Below are 20410 nucleotides of genomic sequence, written 5' to 3' on the forward strand. Positions count from 1 at the left end.
GTTGTATGTCCCCTCGGTTCTCGAGGCGTCACCAGTGTTTTTTGTGACGCTTCCTTGGCTGTCCGGCTTCTGCAGAGCGAAACGGGCTCCCGGCGTAAGCAGTGCCTACGACTTCAATGTCCGTACCGGAGCCCTTTCCCACATGACGAGCAGCACCGAGACCACCGCCACCACCCCGCAGGTAGCGGTCAACGACATCGGTAACGAGGAAGCCTTCCTCGCAGCGATCGACGAGACGATCAAGTACTTCAACGACGGCGACATCGTCGACGGCGTCATCGTGAAGGTCGACCGGGACGAGGTCCTGCTCGACATCGGTTACAAGACCGAAGGTGTCATCCCGAGCCGCGAGCTCTCGATCAAGCACGATGTCGACCCGAACGAGGTCGTCGCCGTGGGCGACGAGATCGAGGCCCTCGTCCTCCAGAAGGAGGACAAGGAAGGCCGCCTGATCCTCTCGAAGAAGCGCGCCCAGTACGAGCGTGCCTGGGGCACGATCGAGAAGATCAAGGAAGAGGACGGCATCGTCACCGGTACCGTCATCGAGGTCGTCAAGGGTGGTCTCATCCTCGACATCGGCCTTCGTGGCTTCCTCCCGGCCTCCCTGGTCGAGATGCGCCGCGTCCGCGACCTTCAGCCGTACGTCGGCAAGGAGCTCGAGGCCAAGATCATCGAGCTGGACAAGAACCGCAACAACGTGGTCCTGTCCCGCCGTGCCTGGCTCGAGCAGACCCAGTCCGAGGTCCGCCAGACGTTCCTCACGACCCTGCAGAAGGGTCAGGTCCGCTCCGGTGTGGTCTCCTCGATCGTCAACTTCGGTGCCTTCGTGGACCTGGGTGGCGTCGACGGTCTGGTCCACGTGTCCGAGCTGTCCTGGAAGCACATCGACCACCCGTCCGAGGTTGTCGAGGTCGGCCAGGAGGTCACCGTCGAGGTTCTCGACGTCGACATGGACCGCGAGCGTGTCTCCCTGTCGCTGAAGGCGACCCAGGAAGACCCGTGGCAGCAGTTCGCCCGCACCCACCAGATCGGCCAGGTCGTGCCCGGTAAGGTCACGAAGCTGGTTCCGTTCGGTGCGTTCGTCCGCGTGGACGAGGGCATCGAGGGTCTGGTCCACATCTCCGAGCTGGCCGAGCGCCACGTGGAGATCCCGGAGCAGGTCGTCCAGGTCAACGACGCGATCTTCGTCAAGGTCATCGACATCGACCTGGAGCGTCGCCGGATCTCGCTGTCCCTCAAGCAGGCCAACGAGTCCTTCGGTGCCGACCCGATGGCGGTCGAGTTCGACCCGACCCTGTACGGCATGGCCGCGTCCTACGACGACCAGGGCAACTACATCTACCCCGAGGGCTTCGACCCCGAGACCAACGACTGGCTCGAGGGCTACGAGAAGCAGCGCGAGGAGTGGGAGCGCCAGTACGCCGAGGCGCAGTCCCGCTTCGAGCAGCACCAGCAGCAGGTCGTCAAGTCCCGCGAGGCGGACGCCGCTGCGGCCGCCGAGGGTGGCGAGGCCGCTGCTCCGGCCGCGTCCGGCGGTTCGTACTCCTCCGAGGGTGGCGACACCTCCGGTGCGCTGGCCTCGGACGAGGCCCTGGCGGCCCTGCGCGAGAAGCTGGCCGGCGGCCAGAGCTGAGCTCCAGCCGCTGAGGCTTAGCCGATAACTGTGGGCCCGTCCCCCTGTGGGGGCGGGCTCACAGTCGTGTTTGCGGCCCCGCTCGCCCGGTACGCCGCGGTGGAGCCGGCGAGGCCGAGGGGGCGGGCCGTCGGCCGGCGGGCTCCGCGTGAGGCGGCCTCCGTCTGATGGGCCGTAACCTTCCATGGGCGGGCTTCCCCGTCCAGAAGGGCCGGGGGCACGGCGACCGAGTGACGCCGCGGGCACGGGACGGGAATGACCACGTTCCGAACCACGTTGTGCAGTACGAACACGAGGAGGGGCGGTCTACAGTGCTTGATCCGCAGGGTTTGTACGCATGGGAGCCGAAGGGCCTGGCCGTTGTCGACATGGCGCTCGCCCAGGAGTCGGCCGGACTGGTCATGCTCTACCACTTCGACGGTTACATCGACGCGGGCGAGACCGGCGACCAGATCGTCGACCGGCTCCTCGATTCGCTGCCCCACCAGGTTGTGGCGCGTTTCGATCACGACCGGCTCGTGGACTACCGGGCCCGCCGCCCGCTGCTCACCTTCCAGCGAGACCGCTGGACCGGCTACGAGGTGCCCAGCATCGAGGTACGTCTCGTCCAGGACACCACCGGGGCGCCGTTCCTGCTGATGTCCGGACCCGAGCCGGACGTGGAGTGGGAGTGCTTCGCCGCGGCTGTCCGGCAGGTCGTGGAGCGGCTCGGCGTCCGTCTGTCGGTGAACTTCCACGGCATTCCCATGGGCGTGCCGCACACCCGGCCCGTGGGCCTCACCCCGCACGGCAGCCGCACCGACCTCGTGCCGGGTCACCGCAGCCCCTTCGAGGAGGCGCAGGTCCCCGGCAGTGCCGCGTCGCTGGTCGAGTACCGGCTCATGGAGGCCGGACATGACGTCCTCGGTGTCGCCGCGCACGTCCCGCACTACATCGCTCGCTCCGCGTACCCGGATGCCGCGTTGACCGTCATCGAGGCCATCACGGCCGCGACGGGACTCGTCCTGCCGGACATCGCGCACTCCCTGCGCACGGACGCGTACCGTACGCAGACGGAGATCGACCGGCAGATCCAGGAGGGCGACGAGGAGCTCGTCGCCCTCGTACAGGGCCTTGAGCACCAGTACGACGCCGCCGCGGGCGCCGAGACGCGCGGCAACATGCTCGCCGAGCCCGTCGAGATCCCGTCCGCGGACGAGATCGGACAGGAATTCGAGCGCTTCCTGGCGGAGCGGGAGCAAGACAACTGATCCGATAGGCTGCCGGGTGACCGCGCCCCACCACTGTCCGCTGACGCGGAGGCGATCCGGTGGGCCTGACCGGCGGTATCGGAGTCGGCAAGTTGTCCCCGCGTCGGCGGGGGTTCGTGACGTGGAGGCGCGGCCATGCTGTCCGTGGGCCTGACCGGCGGGATCGGTGCCGGCAAGAGCGAGGTGTCGCGGCTGCTCGTGGAGTGCGGGGCCGTGCTGATCGACGCGGACCGCATCGCGCGCGAGGTCGTCGCGCCCGGAACTCGGGGGCTCGCGGCGGTTGTCGAGGCCTTCGGGCCGAGCGTCCTCGCGCCGGACGGCAGCCTGGACCGTCCCAGACTGGGTGCCATCGTCTTCGCCGACCCGGAGAAGCTCGCCGTCCTCAACTCGATCGTGCATCCCCTGGTGGGCGCCCGGTCCCGCGCACTGGAGACCGCCGCCACCGAGGACGCCGTGGTCGTCCACGACGTGCCCCTCCTCGCCGAGAACGGCCTCGCCCCGCTCTACGACGTCGTGGTCGTCGTCGACGCCGGCCCCGACACGCAGCTCGACCGCCTCGTCCGTCTGCGCGGCATGACCGAGGAGGACGCACGCGCGCGCATGGCCGCGCAGGCGACGCGCGAGAAGCGCCTGGAGATCGCGGACATCGTCATCGACAACGACGTCCCGCTGGATCAGTTGCGGCAGCGCGTCAGGGACGTATGGGTGGAACTCGGGCGCAGGGCGCGGCGCTCGCAGGAATAGCGACCGCCGCCGGGGGCGTTGAACCGGTGCAGCGAGGGAAGGACTCCGACGTGCCCGAGACCAGCGATCCGACCGGACGTACTCCCGAGACGCACGTCATCGACTTCCGCGCCGCGGAGCAACTGCTCGCCGCCCGGGACCCGCGGGGCGCGGTGAAGCTGCTCGACGGTGTGATAGCCGCGCACCCCGAGAACACGGCCGCGCGGCTGCTGCGTGCGCGTGCCTTCTTTGCCGCGGCACAACTGCGGCCCGCCGAGCTGGAGTTCAGCATTGTGCTGGAGCGCGAGCCGGACAACGCGTTCGCGCACTTCGCGCTGGCCCGCACCTACGAGCGCCTGGCGCGCCCGGAGCAGGCCAAGCGCCACTTCCGGCTGGCGGCCGCACTGGACCCGAATCCCGTGTACCTGAAGGCGGCGCGCTTCGACTCGTAGGCGGGTGCCGCGCGGCACCGGCCGGCACCGGGATTTCTCTACCGGCGGCGACGGTGCTCCGGGGGCAGGTAGGGCGGGACGTTGCGGCCCGGCTGCCAGTGAGGCCCCTGGCGGATGTGCCGCACGATCATGGCCATGTCCGCGGTGACGATCAGCAACAGGACGCCGCATGCGATCGCCCAGCCGGGCCGCCCGACGAGTGCGAACGCCACCGTTCCGAAGCTCGTCCAGACCAGACCCCACACGCTCAGCCAGAGGCGCACCCGCAAGGCACTGCGTGCTGTCGTCGGTTCACTGCCCGTACGCATCGCCATCACCTGCTTCTCTCTGTGGGGTACCCCTTGTGGTGCAGGTTCACCACGGGACGTCGGCCGGATCCAGAGGGTCGCCCGAAGCGCTGCCGGAGCCAGGGGGAGCGGGGCGCCCGCGCGTCCGGCTCGGGCAGGCCGCTGGGGCGATGACACCGTCGGCGGGGGAGCGGATGGCGGGTGCTGTGTCGGCGTCGGTCCCGCGGTCGAGCAGAGTCGAGCAGGAGTTCCACCATCGAACACTTCACTCGATCGGGTGATGGGAAGGCTGGAACTGGGCGCCGCAGGCTGCCCGTTGAGCCGGTATGGAGCTGAACATGCGGGATGGATACGAGGGAACGGGCCCCGGTGCGATCACACCCGACGGCTGCGCGGTCGAGTTGTACACGCGGCTGCCGGCCAAGGACGAGCCGGACATCATCGCCGCGGCGGTGCCCGCGGGCGCGCACATCCTGGAACTGGGCAGTGGGGTCGGGCGGGTGACCCATCCGCTGCTGGAGCGCGGCTTCACGGTCACGGCGGTGGACGAGTCGCCGGAGATGCTGGAGCGAGTGCACGGGGCGCGCACGATATGCGGCCCGATCGAGGACATCGACCTGGGTGAGACGTTCGACGTGGTGATGCTCGCGTCGTTCCTCGTGCACGCGGGGGACGCCGAGGTGCGGCGGGGACTGCTGCGGGCGTGCGTACGGCATGTGGCGGACGGCGGCTGCGTGCTGATCCAGCGCGAGGGGGCGGACTATCACACGAACGTGCCGCGCGAACGGGTCGACCCCAGCGGTTTCACGCTACGGATCGTGTCCTCGGAGCCAGTGGGAGACGGCGTCCGCTCGGTGCGCGCGGAGTACGAGTTCCCCGACGCCACCTGGACGCAGACGTTCCTGGCCCGGTCGCTGACCAGGGAACAGTTCGAGGAGGCGCTCGGGGAGGCCGGGTTGGAAGTGGACCAGTATCTGACGGAGGACGGAGTCTGGGTGAGGGCGGTGCCGGTGAAGTAGGCGGCGGGGCGGGGTGATCGGGGAGGCGGTCCAGCGTGAGAAATCCGGTCGGGTGGCGGTGAGTTGCAGGGCGTGGGCCGGTCTACCTCTGTGACAGCACCGCGCACATTGCTTCCCGTAGGAGAACCCCATGTCCGAGACCACCGCTTCCGTCACCCCTGCCGCTTCCGCCGCCCCTTCGGGGAGCCTCGGCCACGGCAGGAGCCGTCGTGCCGAGGTCTCCCTGCGCGCTCTGCAGATCGCGCTCGCGCTCTTCTACGGGATCGCGAGCGCGCTGCCCAAGCTGATCGCGCATCCGTCGGCCGTCGAGTCCTTCGACAGGATGGGCTGGGGGAGCGGGGGGATGTACACCATCGGCGCGCTCGAACTGGCCGGTGCGGTGGCGCTGTTGATACCGGTGCTGTCATCGGTCGCGGCGGTGGCGCTCTCCGCGCTGATGGTGGGCGCGTTCATCGCGCAGCTCACCGCCTTCGACGGTGAGAATGCCGCGACGCCGCTGATCCTGATGGTCCCGTTGATCCTGATCGCCTGGGCCCGCCGGAACCGGACGGCGGAGCTGCTGCGCCTGGTACGCCGCCGGGCCTGACGCACGCGGTCCCGAAGGCTCCTCGGAGGGCTTTCCGGGCGGGGCGGGGTGTCGCCGGGCCCGGCCGCCCCGCACTCAGAGCCCGCCGGCGCCGCTTCGACCATGGGGTCGGCCCTGGCCGCCGGAGCTGCCCCGGCCCCCGGACCGGCCCTCGGCGCTGAAGCCGCCGCCCGGGGGCGCGCCCAGGCCGCGCAGACGTTCCATGTCGCGGCGGTCGCGTTTGGTGGGGCGGCCCGTGCCGCGGTCGCGGATGCCTGCCGGGGCGATCGCCTCGCGGGGCGGCGGGGGCGGGCTGTTGTCGATGTAGCACTGCACGGCCACCGGGGCGCCCACCCGCTTGCGGATCAGACGCTTGACGACGACGATCCGCTCCCGGCCCTCGTGCCGCATACGTACCTCGTCGCCCACGCGCACGGAGTGCGCGGGTTTGACCCGCTCGCCGTTCACCCGCACATGCCCGCCCCGGCAGGCGGCGGCGCCGGTCGAGCGGGTTTTCACAAGTCGCACGGACCAGATCCAGCTGTCGATGCGCACGGTCTCGCCGTTCGATGGTCCGGCCGCCTCGGCGGCCGCCACGGCGGCGGTCTTCGCGTCGACCGCCGTCGGGCCGGCGGAACCTCCTGCGCCGGTCACCCGGCCCTCCCCGTCCGTTCCGGAGCCCCGCTCGTCCGCCTCAGGGTCCCGGCGAGCCTCGGATTCCCGGCCCGTCGCGGTCGCACGGATCTGCTCGGACCCGTCCGCCCTGTCGTCGTCCGCACCTTCGAAAGCCATGGTCCGACCTTAGCTCCCTGAGCGTGCGGATCCGACGGCATTTCCGTACGGGCTGTGGGCGCCAGGCCCGGCCCCCCACGGCCCGCCCTACGGTGGAAGCATGGTTCGAGCAGAGGGACCCCCAGAGCACGCTCCCCCACTCTCGGCTTCTCCCCCACTCTCGGCTCCGCTCGAGCGGGGGGACCCCCAGAGCGGGAGGTGCCCCCATGACGCCGCTCCTTGACGGGCAAACGTTGCCTGCCGGGGTACTAGGCGTCCTCGGCACCCGCGGGAACGACGGCCGTCGCGGTGATCTCCACAAGCTGCCCGGTGTACCCGAGGCAGGCCACCCCGATGAGCGTCGAGGAGTGCGGCCCGGTACTGAGCCCCGAGGTCTCGACGACGTCCCAGACCGCCGAGAGCACCGCGGGCTCGCCGCTCACCACGTACACATCCGTCGACACGACATGCGCCATGTCGCTGCCGACCGCACGCAACTGCTCGCCGAGGTTGGCGAGCACCTGCCGGGCCTGCCGCACCGGATCGCCCTCACCGACGAGCTTGCCGTCGGCATCGAGAGGCACGGACCCGGCGAGGAAAGCGAGCCGGGTCCCCGCCTCTACGACGGACGCGTGCGCATAGCGGGGCGGAGGGAAGAGGCTGGGAACGGTGACGCGCTCGAGCATGGAGTACCTCCCGGAACGGCATTCGGTTCGGCCGACCGTGCGCCGGCCGGACGACGGCCTGCCGATGATGCACGTTCGGGACTGTGCCCGCACCTGAATTCGACCGCGCCCGCACAAGAACGACTCGCCCCCGACCGGGGCGACGTACCGTAGGCGTCGTAGCCGCGACGAAGGGGGACCGGTGGACAGGCTGACGGAACGGGCGGTGGCGGGAGCGACCGCCCCCATGACGCGGAGGGCGCCCGGTTCCCGCGCTGGGGCCGGGGCGGCCGTCACGAAGGCCATCGGCGGTGGTGTGCGGCACGGCACGGTTGCCCAGGCCCACACGATGGGCGCCCCGACCATCGGGGACACCCGCCGGTGACCACGGACGACGAGATGTTCCTGGGCGGCGTCACGGACCGCCTCGCCGCCCTTCCAGGGGTGCGCGCCGTCGCCCTCGGCGGCTCCCGGGCCCAGGGCACCCACGGCCCGGACAGCGACTGGGACCTGGCCGTCTACTACCGGGGCCCGGACTTCGACCCCGCCGACCTGCGTGCTGTCGGCTGGCCCGGAGAGGTCTCGGAGATCGGCGGCTGGGGTGGCGGAGTCTTCAACGGCGGCGCCTGGCTGACCATCGAGGGCCGTCGCGTCGACATCCACTATCGCGATCTCGACGTCGTGGAGCACCAGTTGGCTGAGGCGGAGGAGGGCCGCTTCCACGTGGAGCCGCTGCTCTTCCATCTCGCCGGCATCCCCAGCTACCTGGTGGTCGCGGAACTCGCCGACAACCGCGTGCTGCGGGGCACACTCCCGCGCCCGGAAACGTATCCCGAGAAGCTGCGCGCCTCCGCCGCCGAACGCTGGTACGGCACAGCCCGCGCCACGCTCGGGTACGCGAAGGCCAACCACGCCCCGAAAGGCCGTCTCACCGAGGTCGCAGGCGCCCTCGCCACAGCCGCGGCCCAGACTTCCCACGCCGTGCTCGCCGAGCGAGGGGAGTGGGTGACCAACGAGAAGTGTCTGCTGGAGCGGGCGGGGCTGCGGGGCGTCGACGGGATCGTGACGGGGCTGACGGCCGGTCCCGACGTGCTCGCGCGGGCTCTCGTGTCGGCGGAGGAACTCTTCGAGAACGTCCTGTCGTCCACGAAAGGCTCCGTCGGCCGGTAGGCCTTCGCAGTCGAGACGGGCGTCAAGCCCACGTTCCTCCGCACCTGACCGTCATTCATCAAGGACCGAGTGGCGGGCGTTGAACGCCTGGTGGCCGGGCGCGCCATCATGCGCCCATACGTGCCGTACGGTCACGCGCTGAGCGGGCGCGACCACACCGGCGGTGTGCCCGTGAGCCGGCACAGGGCGAGATAGAGCGGGATCGGCGGGGTGTACGGCACGGTGTCGTGCGGCCGGTGGATGAGCCCGGGCACGGTCGGCGAGTCCGGGACGAGGGCGCCCGCGGCGTAGCGCGCCGGCGCGGGCCAGTCCAGGGCGACGTCCGAGTCGGACGGCACGATCCACCACCACTCGGCCCGGTCGGCGTACACACATCCCACTCGCGGCAGTCGGGGCAGCAGCAACGGTCCGTAGTCGGCGGGCACGGCCACCGCGTCGCAACCGAGCGGAACCGTCATACCCTCGGGCAGGGCAAGCCGCCTCGACACCGGTTCGGATGCCTGCCGCGCCCGGCCGAGGCGGACCAGCGAGTCCAGGGCCAGGGCCGAGGTCCCAGGGCCTGTGGCGCTCCGCATATCCCTCACACCCATGCGGCCCCCGCCCCCCGGGACGCCTCCGCCCCGGAGTCCCGGCCGTCCGACGGGGGTTTCTTCGCACTCCAACCGAGGTCGCACCGTGCCGTGGTGTCCTCGGTCGCCCGGGACCTGTCGCCGGAACACGACAGGTCCCGGGACGGCTGCGCCGGGAGGGAGTGCCCGCCGGTTGCCGGCTGCTCGGTCGCCCGTTCCAGCTCGGCCCAGACCAGCAGCCCGGGCCCCGCCTCCTGGGCTCCCCAGGCCTGGCACAGGGCGGCGACGAGAAGCAGTCCGCGACCGTGCTCCTCCTCGGGCCGCTGCGCAGAGGGGTGCGGATCACCCGGAGCGCACCCTTCGTCGCGTACGGCTATGCGCACCAGGTCGCCCTCGTCGTGCAACTCACAGACGACGAACTCACCGGCGGTGTGCACGATCGCGTTGGTCACCAGTTCGGACACGACCAGGGCGGCCGTGTCGCACGTGTCCTCGCCCACCGCCCATCCGGTCAGCCGGGCACGCGTCAGATGCCGTGCCCGTGCGACGGAGCTCGGGTGCGCGGCCAGCTCGAAGCGGAATCGGCGCTCGGCTGCGCTGAGGCGCAGCGCTGTGGCGCCGCCCGGGTCGAACCGGTCTGCGGCGGCATCTGCTTCTAACGGCGCGGGCGGAATCACGCTTGCCACTATCGCCCCGTCGTGAACACTTGGCAAGAGTCACTCTGAAAATTGCAGAGTGAAGTATGACTCCGGGGGTCGGCGTGGCACACTGCTCGCAACAGCACGCCGAACGGCGCCAGTTGGGATCTGATGCACGGACCTCGAGTCCGGCGCCCATGCCAGGAGTTCACCGGACACCTGCGAACACGGGCGCGGAACGGTGCGGAAGGGTTTCGAACGGCGCCGTCTGGGCTTTCTGGGCACCGAAGGACGGTCAGGGCACCGGGGGATGGGAGGAGGCGCAAGATGAGTGAGCCGCGGTCGGCGCCGACGGTCGGTCAGGTCGTTCTCGGTCGACGCCTGCTGGACCTGCGCGAACGTGCGGGTCTCAAGCGCGAGGAGGCCGCGCGTGTCCTGCGCGTCGCCCCCGCCACCGTCCGCCGTATGGAGATGGCCGAGGTCGCACTGAAGATCCCGTACCTCCAGCTCCTGCTGAAGTCGTACGGGGTGAGCGACGAGGAGGCCGAGGCCTTCGTCCAACTGGCCGAGGAGGCCAACAAGCCGGGCTGGTGGCAGCGTTTCCACGACATCCTGCCGGGTTGGTTCTCGATGTACGTCAGCCTGGAGGGTGCGGCCGCGCTCATCCGTCAGTACGAGCCCCACTTCGTACCCGGGATCATGCAGACCGACGAATACGCCCGGGGTGTCCTGGAATCGGGTGCCATCGGGCAGACCAGGCCCGAGGACATCGAGCGCCATGTGGCGCTGCGTATGCAGCGTCAGGAGCTGCTCACGCGTGAGGACGCGCCCCGCATCTGGGCGGTGATGGACGAGACCGTGCTGCGCCGCCCGGTCGCCGGCCCGCAGGTCATGCGCGCCCAGGTCGAAAGGCTGCTGGAGGTCACGCAGCTACCCCATGTGACGCTGCAGGTGCTCGAGTTCTCCTCGGGCCCGCATCCAGGCACCTACGGGCCTTTCGTACTGTTCCGATTTGCCATGTCAGAACTGCCGGACATGGTCTACAGCGAGTACCTGACCGGCGCGGTCTACCTGGACGCGCGCGCCGAGGTGGCGACCCACCTCGAGGTCATGGACCGCATGGCGGCCCAGGCCGCTACGGCACAACGCACGAAGGAGATCCTGGAGGATCTCCGCAAGGAGCTGTGAATGGATCGCATTACGTCGCGCAAGCGCGTCTACAACGGCATGCCCGCCGGTGAACTGGGCAGTGAGGGCTGGCACAAGCCGTGGAGCGGGGGCAACGGCGGCAACTGCCTGGAGGCGATGAAGCTCGCCGACGGACGGATCGCCGTCCGCCAGTCCACCGACCCGGACGGGCCCGCGCTGATCTACACCTCCGCCGAGATGACCGCGTTCATCCAGGGGGCCAAGGCGGGGGAGGCCGACTTCCTTCTCTCGTAGCTTTCTTGCTGCTCATCGACCTTGTTATCCGCACCACCACCATGGCCTTCACTTCACTTGATCACCGACTTCCTCAGAGACTTACGGAGTTCCTTATGACCGGGCAGGATGACGCCCAGGACGCCGTCGTCATCGACACGAGCAAGGCGCACCCCGCACGGACGTATGACTGGTAGCGGAGGGTGCGCGGTACACGGGCCGGGCCTCGGCCCGGCCCGCGTCGCTCACTCCGGCGGCAGCGCGCGCCGCTCGAAACGGGCCGCACGCGTGTGGGGGTTCCTTTACCGGTACGCGCGCGTGGCTGTGCAGAGGCCGGTGCACTCGGCGACCCGCGTCCCCGTGCATTGACGGGTGGTGGGCCGGCCCTCCGCGACGAGCTCCGCGTACGCGACCGTGTTGCGGGTGACGTCGAGGCCGGCGACGAGTGAACGGTACGGCGGCAGGCGTGTACCCGGGGCGAGCCGACCGTTGTGCACGGCCTCGCGCAGTGTCCGGATCAGCGCGGCTCGGCGACCGCCTGGATCGGACAGTTCAAGACGCAGATCAGTACCGAGGCACCGGGCGGAATTGACCCACGATTCCTCCATGGAAATGAACCATAGGGTAGGTCTTTGAGGGCTCTAGGTTTGTGGTCATGACGACGCAGACGACAGTGACCCCGGTGACGGCGGACCTCACGGAGACGCCGCGCATCAACTTCGCGAAGGCCGCTCCGAGGGCCTTCCGTGCCCTCATCGGCTTCGACGCCGCGACCCGCGAGGGCCTTGATCCGGCCCTGGTGGAACTGATCCAGATCCGGGCCTCCCACCTCAACCACTGCGCGTACTGCCTCCATATGCACACGAACGACGCGCGAAAGGCGGGCGAGAGCGAGGACCGGCTGCACATGGTGGCGGTGTGGCGGGAGGCGCGCCACTTCTTCACCCCGAGGGAACAGGCGGCCCTGGCGCTCACGGAGGCAGTGACCCTGGTGGCCGACGCGGGCGTCCCCGCCGAGGTCTACGCGCAGGCGGCCGACCACTTCACGGACGAGGAGCTGGCCCATGTCCTCGCCCTGATCCTCACCATCAACACGTGGAACCGCATCGCCCTGTCGACGGGGAAGAGGGCGGGCACGGACGAGCGCTGACGGGGCTGTTCCTCGCGTATGAGGAAGTGGGGGAGGAACCGGTCCGGTGGCGGCCGTGGTCCTCCGATGGGCGACCGCGGCGCCGCGCTACACCTTCATCGGCCGGTCGTACGGCCCGATCGGTGCAGGCAGACGCGACGCGCCACCCGTCAACCGGCGGTCCACCGCCGCCGCCACGGACCGCCCCTCCGCGATCGCCCAGACGATCAGCGACTGTCCGCGTGCGGCGTCCCCTGCGGCGTACACACCGGGGACGTTCGTCGCGAAGCCCTCGTCCCGCGCGATCGTTCCGCGTGCATCGAGCGCGAGCCCGAGCTGGTTGATCAGGCCGTCCGCGCGGTCGGGCCCGGAGAACCCGAGCGCGAGCAGCACAAGGTCGGCGGGCAGCGTCCGCCCGGAGTCCGGCAGCGGTCGGCGCCGCTCGTCCACCTCGACCAGGTGTAGCGCCCGCACATGCCCGTTCGCGTCCCCCGTGAAGCGGAGCGTGGACGCCGCGAAGAGCCGCGCGTCCGCGTCCGCCGCGGGCGCCGTCCGCAGATCGCGGGCCTCCTCGTGCGCGGCGGAGAGCCGGTAGATCTTCGGATACGTCGGCCAGGGCTCGGAGTCCGCGTCCCGCTCCGCCTCAGGCTGCGGATAGATGTCGAGCTGGGTCACGGACGCCGCACCTTCGCGCACCGCGGTCCCCAGACAGTCCGCGCCGGTGTCCCCGCCCCCCACGATCACGACGTGCTTGCCGGCCGCCGACAACGGGGAGACCTCCAGGTCCCCTTCACACACCCGGTCGGCCAGCGGCAGATACTCCATCGCCTGCTGAATGCCGGCCAACCCCCGCCCGGGAACGTCCAGTTCGCGCCATGCCGTGGCGCCCGTCGCGATCACCATGGCGTCGTGCCGCGCACGCAGCTCCTCGGCCCCGACATCCTTTCCCACGGTCGTCGAGGTGCGGAACCTCGTCCCCTCGGCGCGCATCTGCTCCAGTCGCCGGTCGAGATGCCGCTTCTCCATTTTGAACGCCGGTATGCCGTAGCGCAGCAGCCCCCCGATCCGGTCCGCGCGCTCGTACACGGCCACCGTGTGCCCGGCGCGCGTGAGTTGCTGGGCCGCCGCGAGTCCCGCCGGCCCTGACCCGACGACGGCGACGGTCCGTCCCGACAGCCGCTCCGGCGCACGCGGCGGCGCGAATCCCTCCTCCCAGGCCCGGTCGGCGATCGCGACCTCCACGTTCTTGATGGTGACCGCCGGCTGGTTGATGGCGAGCACGCACCCCGCCTCGCATGGCGCCGGGCACAACCGCCCCGTGAACTCCGGGAAGTTGTTCGTGGCGTGCAGCCGGTCGCTCGCCGCCCGCCAGTCCTCGCGCGAGACGAGGCCGTTCCACTCGGGGATCAGATTTCCGAGCGGGCAGGCGTCGTGGCAGAAGGGGACGCCGCAGTCCATGCACCGGTTCGCCTGACGGCTGATGATCGGCAGTAGCGCACCCGGGACGTACACCTCGTTCCAGTCGCGCACCCGCTCCTCGACGGGCCGGCGCGGCCATTCCTCACGGGGTGTGGTCAGAAAACCCTTGGGATCGGCCATGGCCTTCCCCTTGCGTATGCGTACCGGGTCTTTGCGTGCCACCATACGACGCCACCGCACCGTCCGCTCCCCGGCGGCGAGGCCATTGTGACGGCGCCCCGGGGCTCAGGCGAGGGCGAGGACGTAGGACAGCGTCGCGCCGGCCGACGCGACCATGCGGACGTGGTTCCATATCGTCCACTCGCTCAGGTACGTACGCCAGTACACGGCCGTTTCCTGAGAATCCGGGTCCATCCTGAGCAGCGAGGTGTTACGGGGTACGTTCGCCACGACGGTGACTCCGAAGGCGCCTATCAGATACAGAGCGCTTCCCGTGAGCAGCTCCACCGTGGCGCCCTCGGGCCACAGCACGAACGTCACCACGGCGAGCATGGCGCACAGCACCGCCGACCCCATGAACACGATCATGAACGCCGGTGTCGTCGCGGCCCTGTTGATCGCGTTCATCGCCGCGACTCCCTGGGCCGGCGGCAACGAACCGAGCCCCTTCATCACGAACGTGGAGAACCCGCAGAACACCCCCGCCACCAGTCCGGTCCCGAGCGCCCCCAGCATGGTCAGTGCGAAATACGGCCCATCGATCATGTCAACCCCCGCTTCGGTCCTTCGACCCCTCGATCCCCGAGATCTTTCCCGCCCCGGCGCGTCACCACAAGTCACCTTCTCGGCTGGGAGTGGCCGAACGCGTGTGCTCGGCCGATCACGCCTTGTCGCGCTCCTGACTGCCCCCTGCGACAGGACGGCCATGGGCTGCATCCACCCGGTCCCGCATGGCGGTCGTGACGGCCCCACCGGCTCGCCCGCTCCGTGGTGCATCGGCTCCGCTTCGCCTGCGTCCGCACCGGCCGCGCCGGGGTTCGCCGTCGCGGCGCGGCATCATGGGCCGTGTGCGTCTCGAAGCGATCACCTGGGAACGGCTCGGTGACCTCCTCGCCGACCGGCTGCTCGATCTGAAGCCCCGCGACGGCAGCCTCTGGCCGCGCATCGCCTTCGACGGGGCCCCGGTCGCGCGCCCCGGCGACCTTGCCCGGCGTGTGTCCGAGGCGCTGCGGATACGTGGCCGGTCCTGCCTCGTCGTCGGCGCAGAAGGTTTCCTGCGGCCGGCGTCCCTCCGCTTCGAGCACGGCCGTCGGGACCCGGACTCCTACTTCGATGGCTGGCTCGACACCGGCGCTCTGTGGCGTGAGGTCTTCGGCCCGCTCGAACCAGGCGGCGACGGCCGCGTCCTGCCCGACCTGTGGGACCCGGTCACCGACCGCGCCACCCGCAGCCCCTACGTCCAACTACCGTCCGGCGGCTTTCTGTTGCTCCACGGTCCGCTCCTGCTGCGGCACTGGTTTCCCTTCGATCTGAGCGTCCATGTACTCCTCTCGCCCAGCGCCCTGCGCCGTCGCACCTCCGAGTCCGAGCACTGGACCCTCTCGGCCTTTGAGCGCTACGAGGCGGAGACGGACCCGGGCGCCGCCGCCGACGTGCTGATCCGCGCGGACGACCCGCGCCACCCGGCCTGGAACGGCTGAGAACGCGAGGACCCAGCGCAGCCTCTTTACATGCGCGCGCATGTAAGCAGTGTTTCCAGGACGCCCGCCCACGAGCTGTCGCACAAGTACCTCGGCATCGGCATTGCGGGCGAGAAGGGCGATGAGGTCCGCGTGATCATCCGTGTCGTCCCGCGGAAGATCGTGGACTGCTCAGCCTGAGCGTGGACGCCGTCGCCGCGCTCGGGTGCCCCGCACCCGCGCCGCAGCCGACGCACCGCCGTGGCCCGGAGCGTTCCGGGTGCGTTTCCCTCATGGCACGGCGAGAATGAAGGGGCGCCGGGACATGCGGTGCGTCCCGTGCCGCGCCGGCTTTCCGGTTCCAGGAGGTACTTCATGACCACCGCCGGAGAAATCATGCACCGTGGCGCCCAGTGGATCCCGGCCCACGAGACCCTGGACCGCGCCGCCCAGTTGATGCGCGAACTCAACGTCGGTGCGCTGCCCATCAGTGACGAGAACGAACGGCTCTGCGGCATCCTCACCGACCGCGACATCGTGGTGGGCTGTGTGGCCATGGGCCACGACCCCTCGCGCGTGACCGCGGGCGAGATGGCCAAGGGCACACCGCGCTGGATCGACTCCGGCGCCGACATCGGCGAAGTGCTCGCGGAGATGGGAGGGCACCAGATCCGCAGACTTCCCGTCATCGAGAACAAGCGCCTTGTCGGCATGATCAGCGAATCGGACCTGGCCGAGCACCTGACAGAGGGGCAGCTCGCCACGTGGGTCGAGAGCGTCTACGCGAAGAGCTCGACGCGCTGACCCGGTCCACTCATCGACCGCGCCTCGACCGGCCGGACGTGCGCCCGCCCGCCCGGCCGGCAGCCGTTGAGCATCGCGGGCCGGGAACGAAGCGCACCCCCGCGAGGGGCGCGCGCAGTCACAACCAGCCATTGCGCTTGAACCCTCGGTACAGGGCGAGGCAGGCGGCGGTTATCACGATCAGGACCAGCGGGTAGCCGAACCTCCAGTGCAGCTCCGGCATGTGGTCGAAGTTCATGCCGTACATGCCGGTGACCATGGTCGGCACCGCGACCAGCGCGGCCCAAGCCGTGATCTTCCGCATGTCCTCGTTCTGCGCGACACTCACCTGCGCGAGATGCGCCTGCAGAATCGAGTTGAGCAGTTCATCGAAGGCGGCTATCTGCTCGGTGGCCCGCTGCAGATGGTCGGAGACGTCCCGGAAGTACGCCTGTATCTCCGGGGCGATCCCCCGGGTCGGACGGGTGGCCAGCTCCTGGATGGGACGGTCCAACGGCGCCACCGCCCGCTTCATCTCCAGGAGTTCACGCTTGAGCTGGTAGATGCGCCCCGGATCCAGCCGCGCGCCGTTCTCCGTGAACACGTCCGTCTCGACCTGGTCGATGTCCTCCTGCACCGCGTCCGTGACATTCAGATACTCGTCCACCACATGGTCCGCTATCGCGTGCAGCACCGCGGCGGGCCCCTTGGCGAGCTGCCGCGGGTCGGCCTCCAGCTCCTCGCGCAGGGGGCCGAGCGAGCCGTGCCGACCGTGCCGCACCGTGACGACGAAGTGCGGACCGATGAACACCATGATCTCGCCGGTGTCCACCAGTTCGCTCGTCGCCGTCAACTCCTTGTGTTCCACGTAGTAGACGGTCTTGAAGACCGCGAACAGTGTGTCCCCGTACCGCTCCAGCTTCGGGCGCTGGTGGGCCTTCACTGTGTCCTCGACCGCCAGCGGATGCAGGTCGAAGAGTTCGGCGATGCCCGCGAACTCCTGCTGCGTCGGCTCGCTCAGCCCGAGCCAGACGAAGCCGTCGTCGCTCTTGCGGACCCGCTCGACGGCTTCGACCAGATCGCCGCAGTCGGGGACGCGCACGCCGCCCTGGTACGTCACGCAGTTGACCACCGCGGAGCCCAGCGGTGACCGGGCGGGGTGGCTCAGGTCGACGCGCGTACGACGCCGCGCCAACCGTGCCACCTTGCGGAGGCCACCGAGGCCTGCGACCTTCCGCAGATTCCCTGCCATGGACATCTGGATCTCCTTGCGTGGATCTCCTCGCGTCGCACTGGACGCCGTCGCAAGCCAGTCTGCCAGTCCGTCTCGATCACCGGAAAAGCCTGTGGAAACGGAACATTCCACTTCGATGCGCGGTCGTCGTGGGCGCCTGTCCGGAGGGTGCGAGCCGGGAGGCTGCCCGCGGCGTCGCGGGTCGCGGGGAGCATCCCCCTCCCATGGGCCGGCAGGTGACCTGGGATGATTCCCCTATGACGCCATCCGACGGGTATCTCCTCGACAACCGGCAGACCGAGGCGGGCCGGCGCTTCGATGCACTGTCCGCACTCTTCGACGCCACGACGTTCCGCCACATCGAGGACCTCGGCATCGGACCCGGCTGGCGCTGCTGGGAGGTCGGCGCCGGCGGCACCTCCGTCACCTCCTGGCTCGCCGAGAAGGTCGGGCCGACCGGCAAGGTACTCGCGACCGACATCGACACCTCGTGGGCCGTCGCCGCCGCACATCCCCCCGTCGAGATCCGCACCCACGACGTGGGAGCGGAGGAACCGCCCGGGGAGGGCTTCGACCTCGTACACGCCCGACTCGTCCTTGTCCATGTACCGGACCGGGAGCGGGCGCTGCGATCGATGATCAAGGCGCTGCGGCCCGGCGGACGGCTGCTGGTCGAGGACGCCGACCCGGCACTCCAGCCGCTCAGCTGCCCGGACGAGCACGGCCCGGAGCAGCGCCTCGCCAACCGCCTGCGCAACGGCTTCCGCACGCTCCTCGCCGAACGGGGCGCCGACCTTTCCTATGGCCGCAGACTCCCGCGCCTGCTCCGCGAGGCGGGCCTGCACCGCGTGGAGGCCGACGCGTACTTCCCCATCGCCTCGCCGGCCTGTTCGGCCCTCGAAGCCGCCACGTTCCGTCAGATCCGGGACCGGCTCGTCACCGCGGGCCTCGCCACGGACGAAGAGATCGACCGGCATCTGTCCCATGTCGCCTCCGGAACGATGGATTTGGCAACGGCGCCGATGATCTCGGCGTGGGGGCGCAAGGAGTAGCCGGAGGACGTCGCGACCAGCGGTTCCCCCGCTCACGCCCCCGCCCAGGCCGCCGCGATCCGCGCCGCGAGCCGTACGTTGCCGCGCACCGCCGCCAGATTGGCGCTCAGCGAGGCACCGCCGGTGTGCCGCACCAGATAGTCCAGCAGGAACGGCGTGACCGCCTGACCGATGACGCCCTCCTCCTCGCATGCGTGCAACGCGTCGGCCAGCACACGCGCGTGGAGCTCGGGATCGAGTTGCTCGTCCTCCGGCACCGGATGAGCGACGACGAGCGCCGATTCCGGGCCGCCGAGCGTGTCCTGCGCACGCATGACCTCCGCCACCTGCACCGGGGACTCCACTGTCCAGTCGACCGGATGCCCGGAGTCGGAGAGGTAGAAGCCCGGGAAGTGCGTCGTGCGGTAGCCGGCCACCGCCACGCCCAGTGTCTCCAGGCGTTGCAGCGTCGCCGGCACGTCCAGGATCGACTTCACGCCCGCGCACACCACCGTGATCCTGGTCCGCGCCAGCAGACCGAGGTCGGCGGACTCGTCCTGGGTCACCGTCCATTCCCGGTGGACCCCGCCGAGCCCGCCCGTCGCGAACACCCGCACGCCCGCGAGGGAGGCCAGCAGCGCCGTAGCGGACACGGTCGTCGCCCCGCTCACTCCCGCCGCCACCGCGAGGGGCAGATCGCGATGCCCCAGCTTGCGGATCCCCTCCTCGTTCGCGATCCGCTCCACCTGCCGCTTGTCCAGGCCGACATGGGCCCGACCGTCCAGCACCGCGATCGTCGCCGGTACGGCGCCCTCCTGCCTGACGACGTCCTCCAGTTCCAGCGCGACCTGGAGATTACGCGGACGGGGCAGCCCGTGCGCGATGATCGTCGACTCCAGAGCCACCACCGGACGATGCGCGGCGAGCGCCTCCCGCACCTCTTCGGACATCACCAGCACGCGCCTGCCTCCTGCCTTCCGGTTCTCCCTCATCTCGGCTCTCTTCTGGTCTCACCGGTTCTCCCTCATCCTTGGCGGGCGGCGCGTCCGGCCAAACCCTTGCGAGCCGGGGGAAAGGCCTCCAGCCTGGGGAGATGACAAACGCAACGCCACGCCTCGTTCTCGATCATGTTGTTCTGTGGGTGCGGGACCCGGTCGCCGCCGCAGGTTTCTACGAAGAGGCGGTCGGCCTCGAGCCCCTCAGGGTCGACGAATTCGCCGCGGGCAAGGTGTCGTTCCCCTCCGTCCGGGTCAATGAGGAGACCATCCTCGACCTTGCCCCGCTCTCTCTCGCGGAGCGCATGAAGATGGTCCCCGGGGCCGACGCGAGCGCCGGACATCCGGTCAACCATGTGTGTCTGTCCCTGAACGGGGACGATTTCGAGGCCCTGAGGGCACGCCTGGAGGACCGGGCCGTCCCCGTCTCGGACTTCTCGCACGGCTCCTTCGGTGCCCGTGGTCCGGCCCGCCGCGGCTTCTACTTCCGCGACCCGGACGGGAACATCTTCGAGGCACGCCACTACGAGTAGCGTCCCCACGGGGCGTCGGCCGTACCCGGGCGGAGAGCGGGGAGGACCTGCGGTTAGGGTGACCGGCCATGACGACACACACTCAGACCACCCCGTCCTTCGCCGTGCACATCCCCGATGCCGAACTGGAACCGGAGCCGCTCGACCCGGCCCAGATCGTCTCCGGGGACCCCGTCGTGACCGGCAAGGTGCTGTGGGAGTCCGCCGACGGCAAGCAGGTGCGCGGCATCTGGCAGATCACGCCCGGGGTCGTCACCGACACCGAGGCGAACGAACTCTTCGTGGTGGTCAGCGGCCGCGCCATCATCGAGGTCGAGGGCGGTGACGTCATCGAGGTCGGCCCGGGCGACGCGGCGGTCCTGCGTGAGGGCGACCGTACGACCTGGACGGTCCACGAGACGCTCCGCAAGGCGTACCACATCAGTCTCTGAGGCCCCCGCCCG

26 protein-coding genes and 1 pseudogene are annotated in these 20410 nt (G+C 70.1%); 17 read left to right on the forward strand and 10 right to left on the reverse strand.

The window, feature by feature from the left end; genetic code table 11:
• Window positions 1-142 precede the first annotated feature (142 nt).
• The 4 genes from rpsA to BIV24_RS20680 all read left to right on the forward strand — a co-directional run bounded on the left by rpsA (window position 143) and on the right by BIV24_RS20680 (window position 4058).
• The gene (gene rpsA, locus BIV24_RS20665) at window positions 143-1633 is read left to right on the forward strand and encodes a 30S ribosomal protein S1 (protein ID WP_071367860.1); all 1491 of its coding nucleotides are present in this window, start codon (window positions 143-145) and stop codon (window positions 1631-1633) included.
• A 311-nt stretch (window positions 1634-1944) separates the two neighbouring features.
• The gene (locus BIV24_RS20670) at window positions 1945-2883 is read left to right on the forward strand and encodes a PAC2 family protein (protein ID WP_071367861.1); all 939 of its coding nucleotides are present in this window, start codon (window positions 1945-1947) and stop codon (window positions 2881-2883) included.
• Window positions 2884-3018: 135 nt separating this feature from the next.
• Window positions 3019-3627, forward strand: a complete 609-nt coding sequence (gene coaE, locus BIV24_RS20675; protein WP_071367862.1) for a dephospho-CoA kinase — start codon at window positions 3019-3021, stop codon at window positions 3625-3627.
• 50 nt (window positions 3628-3677) lie between these two features.
• Window positions 3678-4058, forward strand: a complete 381-nt coding sequence (locus BIV24_RS20680) for a tetratricopeptide repeat protein (protein ID WP_071367924.1) — start codon at window positions 3678-3680, stop codon at window positions 4056-4058.
• Window positions 4059-4096: 38 nt separating this feature from the next.
• Here the strand turns inward: BIV24_RS20680 and BIV24_RS20685 are convergent, their stop codons facing one another.
• A complete protein-coding gene (locus BIV24_RS20685) occupies window positions 4097-4372 on the reverse strand; it encodes a DUF6343 family protein (RefSeq protein WP_071367863.1) in 276 nt (91 codons plus the stop codon).
• A gap of 299 nt (window positions 4373-4671) precedes the next feature.
• On the opposite strand from BIV24_RS20685, the gene BIV24_RS20690 reads away from it, so the two are divergent.
• Together BIV24_RS20690 and BIV24_RS20695 are read left to right on the forward strand one after the other, a co-directional pair.
• Entirely contained in the window at window positions 4672-5364 is a 693-nt protein-coding gene (locus BIV24_RS20690; RefSeq protein ID WP_071367864.1) for a class I SAM-dependent methyltransferase, read from the forward strand.
• A 130-nt stretch (window positions 5365-5494) separates the two neighbouring features.
• Window positions 5495-5950, forward strand: coding sequence for a DoxX family protein (locus tag BIV24_RS20695; protein ID WP_071367865.1), 456 nt, complete (start codon window positions 5495-5497; stop codon window positions 5948-5950).
• Window positions 5951-6025: 75 nt separating this feature from the next.
• Here BIV24_RS20695 and BIV24_RS20700 read toward each other — a convergent pair whose 3' ends face one another.
• Both BIV24_RS20700 and BIV24_RS20705 read right to left on the reverse strand, forming a co-directional pair.
• A complete protein-coding gene (locus BIV24_RS20700) occupies window positions 6026-6721 on the reverse strand; it encodes an RNA-binding S4 domain-containing protein (RefSeq protein WP_079168413.1) in 696 nt (231 codons plus the stop codon).
• 248 nt (window positions 6722-6969) lie between these two features.
• Window positions 6970-7386 carry a RidA family protein gene (locus BIV24_RS20705; protein ID WP_071367866.1) on the reverse strand — a complete coding sequence of 139 codons (417 nt, stop codon included), beginning with the start codon at window positions 7384-7386 and terminating at the stop codon, window positions 6970-6972.
• Window positions 7387-7567: 181 nt separating this feature from the next.
• On the opposite strand from BIV24_RS20705, the gene BIV24_RS20710 reads away from it, so the two are divergent.
• Both BIV24_RS20710 and BIV24_RS20715 read left to right on the forward strand, forming a co-directional pair.
• Window positions 7568-7750 carry a hypothetical protein gene (locus tag BIV24_RS20710; RefSeq protein ID WP_071367867.1) on the forward strand — a complete coding sequence of 61 codons (183 nt, stop codon included), beginning with the start codon at window positions 7568-7570 and terminating at the stop codon, window positions 7748-7750.
• Window positions 7751-7764: 14 nt separating this feature from the next.
• Window positions 7765-8535: a nucleotidyltransferase domain-containing protein gene (locus BIV24_RS20715; protein WP_071367926.1), complete on the forward strand. Its 771-nt coding sequence runs from the start codon at window positions 7765-7767 to the stop codon at window positions 8533-8535.
• A gap of 131 nt (window positions 8536-8666) precedes the next feature.
• Here the strand turns inward: BIV24_RS20715 and BIV24_RS20720 are convergent, their stop codons facing one another.
• Together BIV24_RS20720 and BIV24_RS20725 are read right to left on the reverse strand one after the other, a co-directional pair.
• Window positions 8667-9110: a hypothetical protein gene (locus tag BIV24_RS20720; RefSeq protein WP_071367868.1), complete on the reverse strand. Its 444-nt coding sequence runs from the start codon at window positions 9108-9110 to the stop codon at window positions 8667-8669.
• Between the two features lie 5 nt (window positions 9111-9115).
• Window positions 9116-9790 carry an ATP-binding protein gene (locus BIV24_RS20725; RefSeq protein ID WP_071367869.1) on the reverse strand — a complete coding sequence of 225 codons (675 nt, stop codon included), beginning with the start codon at window positions 9788-9790 and terminating at the stop codon, window positions 9116-9118.
• 279 nt (window positions 9791-10069) lie between these two features.
• Here BIV24_RS20725 and BIV24_RS20730 point away from each other — a divergent pair, with 279 nt between their 5' ends.
• Together BIV24_RS20730 and BIV24_RS20735 are read left to right on the forward strand one after the other, a co-directional pair.
• Window positions 10070-10930: a helix-turn-helix domain-containing protein gene (locus BIV24_RS20730; RefSeq protein WP_071367870.1), complete on the forward strand. Its 861-nt coding sequence runs from the start codon at window positions 10070-10072 to the stop codon at window positions 10928-10930.
• On the forward strand, window positions 10931-11185 hold the full coding sequence (locus tag BIV24_RS20735) for a DUF397 domain-containing protein (RefSeq protein ID WP_071367871.1): 255 nt from the start codon (window positions 10931-10933) through the stop codon (window positions 11183-11185).
• A 255-nt stretch (window positions 11186-11440) separates the two neighbouring features.
• On the opposite strand, the pseudogene BIV24_RS20740 reads toward BIV24_RS20735, so the two are convergent.
• Window positions 11441-11772, reverse strand: a pseudogene (locus tag BIV24_RS20740) (GntR family transcriptional regulator); the annotation flags it as partial.
• Window positions 11773-11819: 47 nt separating this feature from the next.
• Here BIV24_RS20740 and BIV24_RS20745 point away from each other — a divergent pair.
• Window positions 11820-12314 carry a carboxymuconolactone decarboxylase family protein gene (locus BIV24_RS20745; RefSeq protein WP_071367927.1) on the forward strand — a complete coding sequence of 165 codons (495 nt, stop codon included), beginning with the start codon at window positions 11820-11822 and terminating at the stop codon, window positions 12312-12314.
• An 87-nt stretch (window positions 12315-12401) separates the two neighbouring features.
• Here BIV24_RS20745 and BIV24_RS20750 read toward each other — a convergent pair whose 3' ends face one another.
• Together BIV24_RS20750 and BIV24_RS20755 are read right to left on the reverse strand one after the other, a co-directional pair.
• Window positions 12402-13892 (reverse strand): glutamate synthase subunit beta, encoded by a 1491-nt coding sequence (locus BIV24_RS20750; RefSeq protein ID WP_071367928.1) that lies wholly within the window; start codon window positions 13890-13892, stop codon window positions 12402-12404.
• Window positions 13893-13997: 105 nt separating this feature from the next.
• Complete coding sequence (locus BIV24_RS20755) at window positions 13998-14477, reverse strand: anthrone oxygenase family protein (protein ID WP_071367873.1); 480 nt, start codon at window positions 14475-14477, stop codon at window positions 13998-14000.
• A 293-nt stretch (window positions 14478-14770) separates the two neighbouring features.
• Here BIV24_RS20755 and BIV24_RS20760 point away from each other — a divergent pair, with 293 nt between their 5' ends.
• From BIV24_RS20760 to BIV24_RS20765, 3 genes are all read left to right on the forward strand, one after another.
• Window positions 14771-15412 (forward strand): nucleoside/nucleotide kinase family protein, encoded by a 642-nt coding sequence (locus BIV24_RS20760; protein WP_079168414.1) that lies wholly within the window; start codon window positions 14771-14773, stop codon window positions 15410-15412.
• 30 nt (window positions 15413-15442) lie between these two features.
• Window positions 15443-15592 carry a hypothetical protein gene (locus BIV24_RS33455; RefSeq protein WP_245766877.1) on the forward strand — a complete coding sequence of 50 codons (150 nt, stop codon included), beginning with the start codon at window positions 15443-15445 and terminating at the stop codon, window positions 15590-15592.
• Window positions 15593-15766: 174 nt separating this feature from the next.
• Window positions 15767-16195: a CBS domain-containing protein gene (locus BIV24_RS20765; RefSeq protein WP_071367875.1), complete on the forward strand. Its 429-nt coding sequence runs from the start codon at window positions 15767-15769 to the stop codon at window positions 16193-16195.
• A gap of 118 nt (window positions 16196-16313) precedes the next feature.
• On the opposite strand, the gene corA is transcribed toward BIV24_RS20765, so the two are convergent.
• The gene (gene corA, locus BIV24_RS20770; RefSeq protein WP_071367876.1) at window positions 16314-17432 is read right to left on the reverse strand and encodes a magnesium/cobalt transporter CorA; all 1119 of its coding nucleotides are present in this window, start codon (window positions 17430-17432) and stop codon (window positions 16314-16316) included.
• Between the two features lie 233 nt (window positions 17433-17665).
• Between corA and BIV24_RS20775 the strand changes: the two genes are divergently transcribed.
• Entirely contained in the window at window positions 17666-18460 is a 795-nt protein-coding gene (locus tag BIV24_RS20775; RefSeq protein WP_071367877.1) for a methyltransferase, read from the forward strand.
• A 32-nt stretch (window positions 18461-18492) separates the two neighbouring features.
• Here the strand turns inward: BIV24_RS20775 and BIV24_RS20780 are convergent, their stop codons facing one another.
• Window positions 18493-19398 carry a pseudouridine-5'-phosphate glycosidase gene (locus BIV24_RS20780; protein ID WP_071367878.1) on the reverse strand — a complete coding sequence of 302 codons (906 nt, stop codon included), beginning with the start codon at window positions 19396-19398 and terminating at the stop codon, window positions 18493-18495.
• 134 nt (window positions 19399-19532) lie between these two features.
• Between BIV24_RS20780 and BIV24_RS20785 the strand changes: the two genes are divergently transcribed.
• Both BIV24_RS20785 and BIV24_RS20790 read left to right on the forward strand, forming a co-directional pair.
• Complete coding sequence (locus tag BIV24_RS20785) at window positions 19533-19967, forward strand: VOC family protein (protein ID WP_071367879.1); 435 nt, start codon at window positions 19533-19535, stop codon at window positions 19965-19967.
• A gap of 68 nt (window positions 19968-20035) precedes the next feature.
• The gene (locus BIV24_RS20790; protein WP_071367880.1) at window positions 20036-20398 is read left to right on the forward strand and encodes a cupin domain-containing protein; all 363 of its coding nucleotides are present in this window, start codon (window positions 20036-20038) and stop codon (window positions 20396-20398) included.
• Window positions 20399-20410: the final 12 nt, after the last annotated feature.

It is taken from the genome of Streptomyces colonosanans, assembly GCF_001866645.1.
Taxonomy (GTDB): domain Bacteria; phylum Actinomycetota; class Actinomycetes; order Streptomycetales; family Streptomycetaceae; genus Streptomyces; species Streptomyces colonosanans.

Coding starts and splice junctions, on each gene's coding strand:
- rpsA (WP_071367860.1), top strand. CDS start 143: ATGACGAGCAGCACCGAGACCACCGCCACCACCCCGCAGGTAGCGGTC.
- coaE (WP_071367862.1), top strand. CDS start 3,019: ATGCTGTCCGTGGGCCTGACCGGCGGGATCGGTGCCGGCAAGAGCGAG.
- BIV24_RS20685 (WP_071367863.1), bottom strand. CDS start 4,372: ATGGCGATGCGTACGGGCAGTGAACCGACGACAGCACGCAGTGCCTTG.
- BIV24_RS20690 (WP_071367864.1), top strand. CDS start 4,672: ATGGAGCTGAACATGCGGGATGGATACGAGGGAACGGGCCCCGGTGCG.
- BIV24_RS20695 (WP_071367865.1), top strand. CDS start 5,495: ATGTCCGAGACCACCGCTTCCGTCACCCCTGCCGCTTCCGCCGCCCCT.
- BIV24_RS20700 (WP_079168413.1), bottom strand. CDS start 6,721: ATGGCTTTCGAAGGTGCGGACGACGACAGGGCGGACGGGTCCGAGCAG.
- BIV24_RS20705 (WP_071367866.1), bottom strand. CDS start 7,386: ATGCTCGAGCGCGTCACCGTTCCCAGCCTCTTCCCTCCGCCCCGCTAT.
- BIV24_RS20715 (WP_071367926.1), top strand. CDS start 7,765: ATGTTCCTGGGCGGCGTCACGGACCGCCTCGCCGCCCTTCCAGGGGTG.
- BIV24_RS20720 (WP_071367868.1), bottom strand. CDS start 9,110: ATGCGGAGCGCCACAGGCCCTGGGACCTCGGCCCTGGCCCTGGACTCG.
- BIV24_RS20730 (WP_071367870.1), top strand. CDS start 10,070: ATGAGTGAGCCGCGGTCGGCGCCGACGGTCGGTCAGGTCGTTCTCGGT.
- BIV24_RS20735 (WP_071367871.1), top strand. CDS start 10,931: ATGGATCGCATTACGTCGCGCAAGCGCGTCTACAACGGCATGCCCGCC.
- BIV24_RS20745 (WP_071367927.1), top strand. CDS start 11,820: ATGACGACGCAGACGACAGTGACCCCGGTGACGGCGGACCTCACGGAG.
- BIV24_RS20750 (WP_071367928.1), bottom strand. CDS start 13,892: ATGGCCGATCCCAAGGGTTTTCTGACCACACCCCGTGAGGAATGGCCG.
- BIV24_RS20755 (WP_071367873.1), bottom strand. CDS start 14,477: ATGATCGATGGGCCGTATTTCGCACTGACCATGCTGGGGGCGCTCGGG.
- BIV24_RS20760 (WP_079168414.1), top strand. CDS start 14,771: ATGGGCCGTGTGCGTCTCGAAGCGATCACCTGGGAACGGCTCGGTGAC.
- BIV24_RS33455 (WP_245766877.1), top strand. CDS start 15,443: ATGCGCGCGCATGTAAGCAGTGTTTCCAGGACGCCCGCCCACGAGCTG.
- BIV24_RS20765 (WP_071367875.1), top strand. CDS start 15,767: ATGACCACCGCCGGAGAAATCATGCACCGTGGCGCCCAGTGGATCCCG.
- corA (WP_071367876.1), bottom strand. CDS start 17,432: ATGTCCATGGCAGGGAATCTGCGGAAGGTCGCAGGCCTCGGTGGCCTC.
- BIV24_RS20775 (WP_071367877.1), top strand. CDS start 17,666: ATGACGCCATCCGACGGGTATCTCCTCGACAACCGGCAGACCGAGGCG.
- BIV24_RS20785 (WP_071367879.1), top strand. CDS start 19,533: ATGACAAACGCAACGCCACGCCTCGTTCTCGATCATGTTGTTCTGTGG.
- BIV24_RS20790 (WP_071367880.1), top strand. CDS start 20,036: ATGACGACACACACTCAGACCACCCCGTCCTTCGCCGTGCACATCCCC.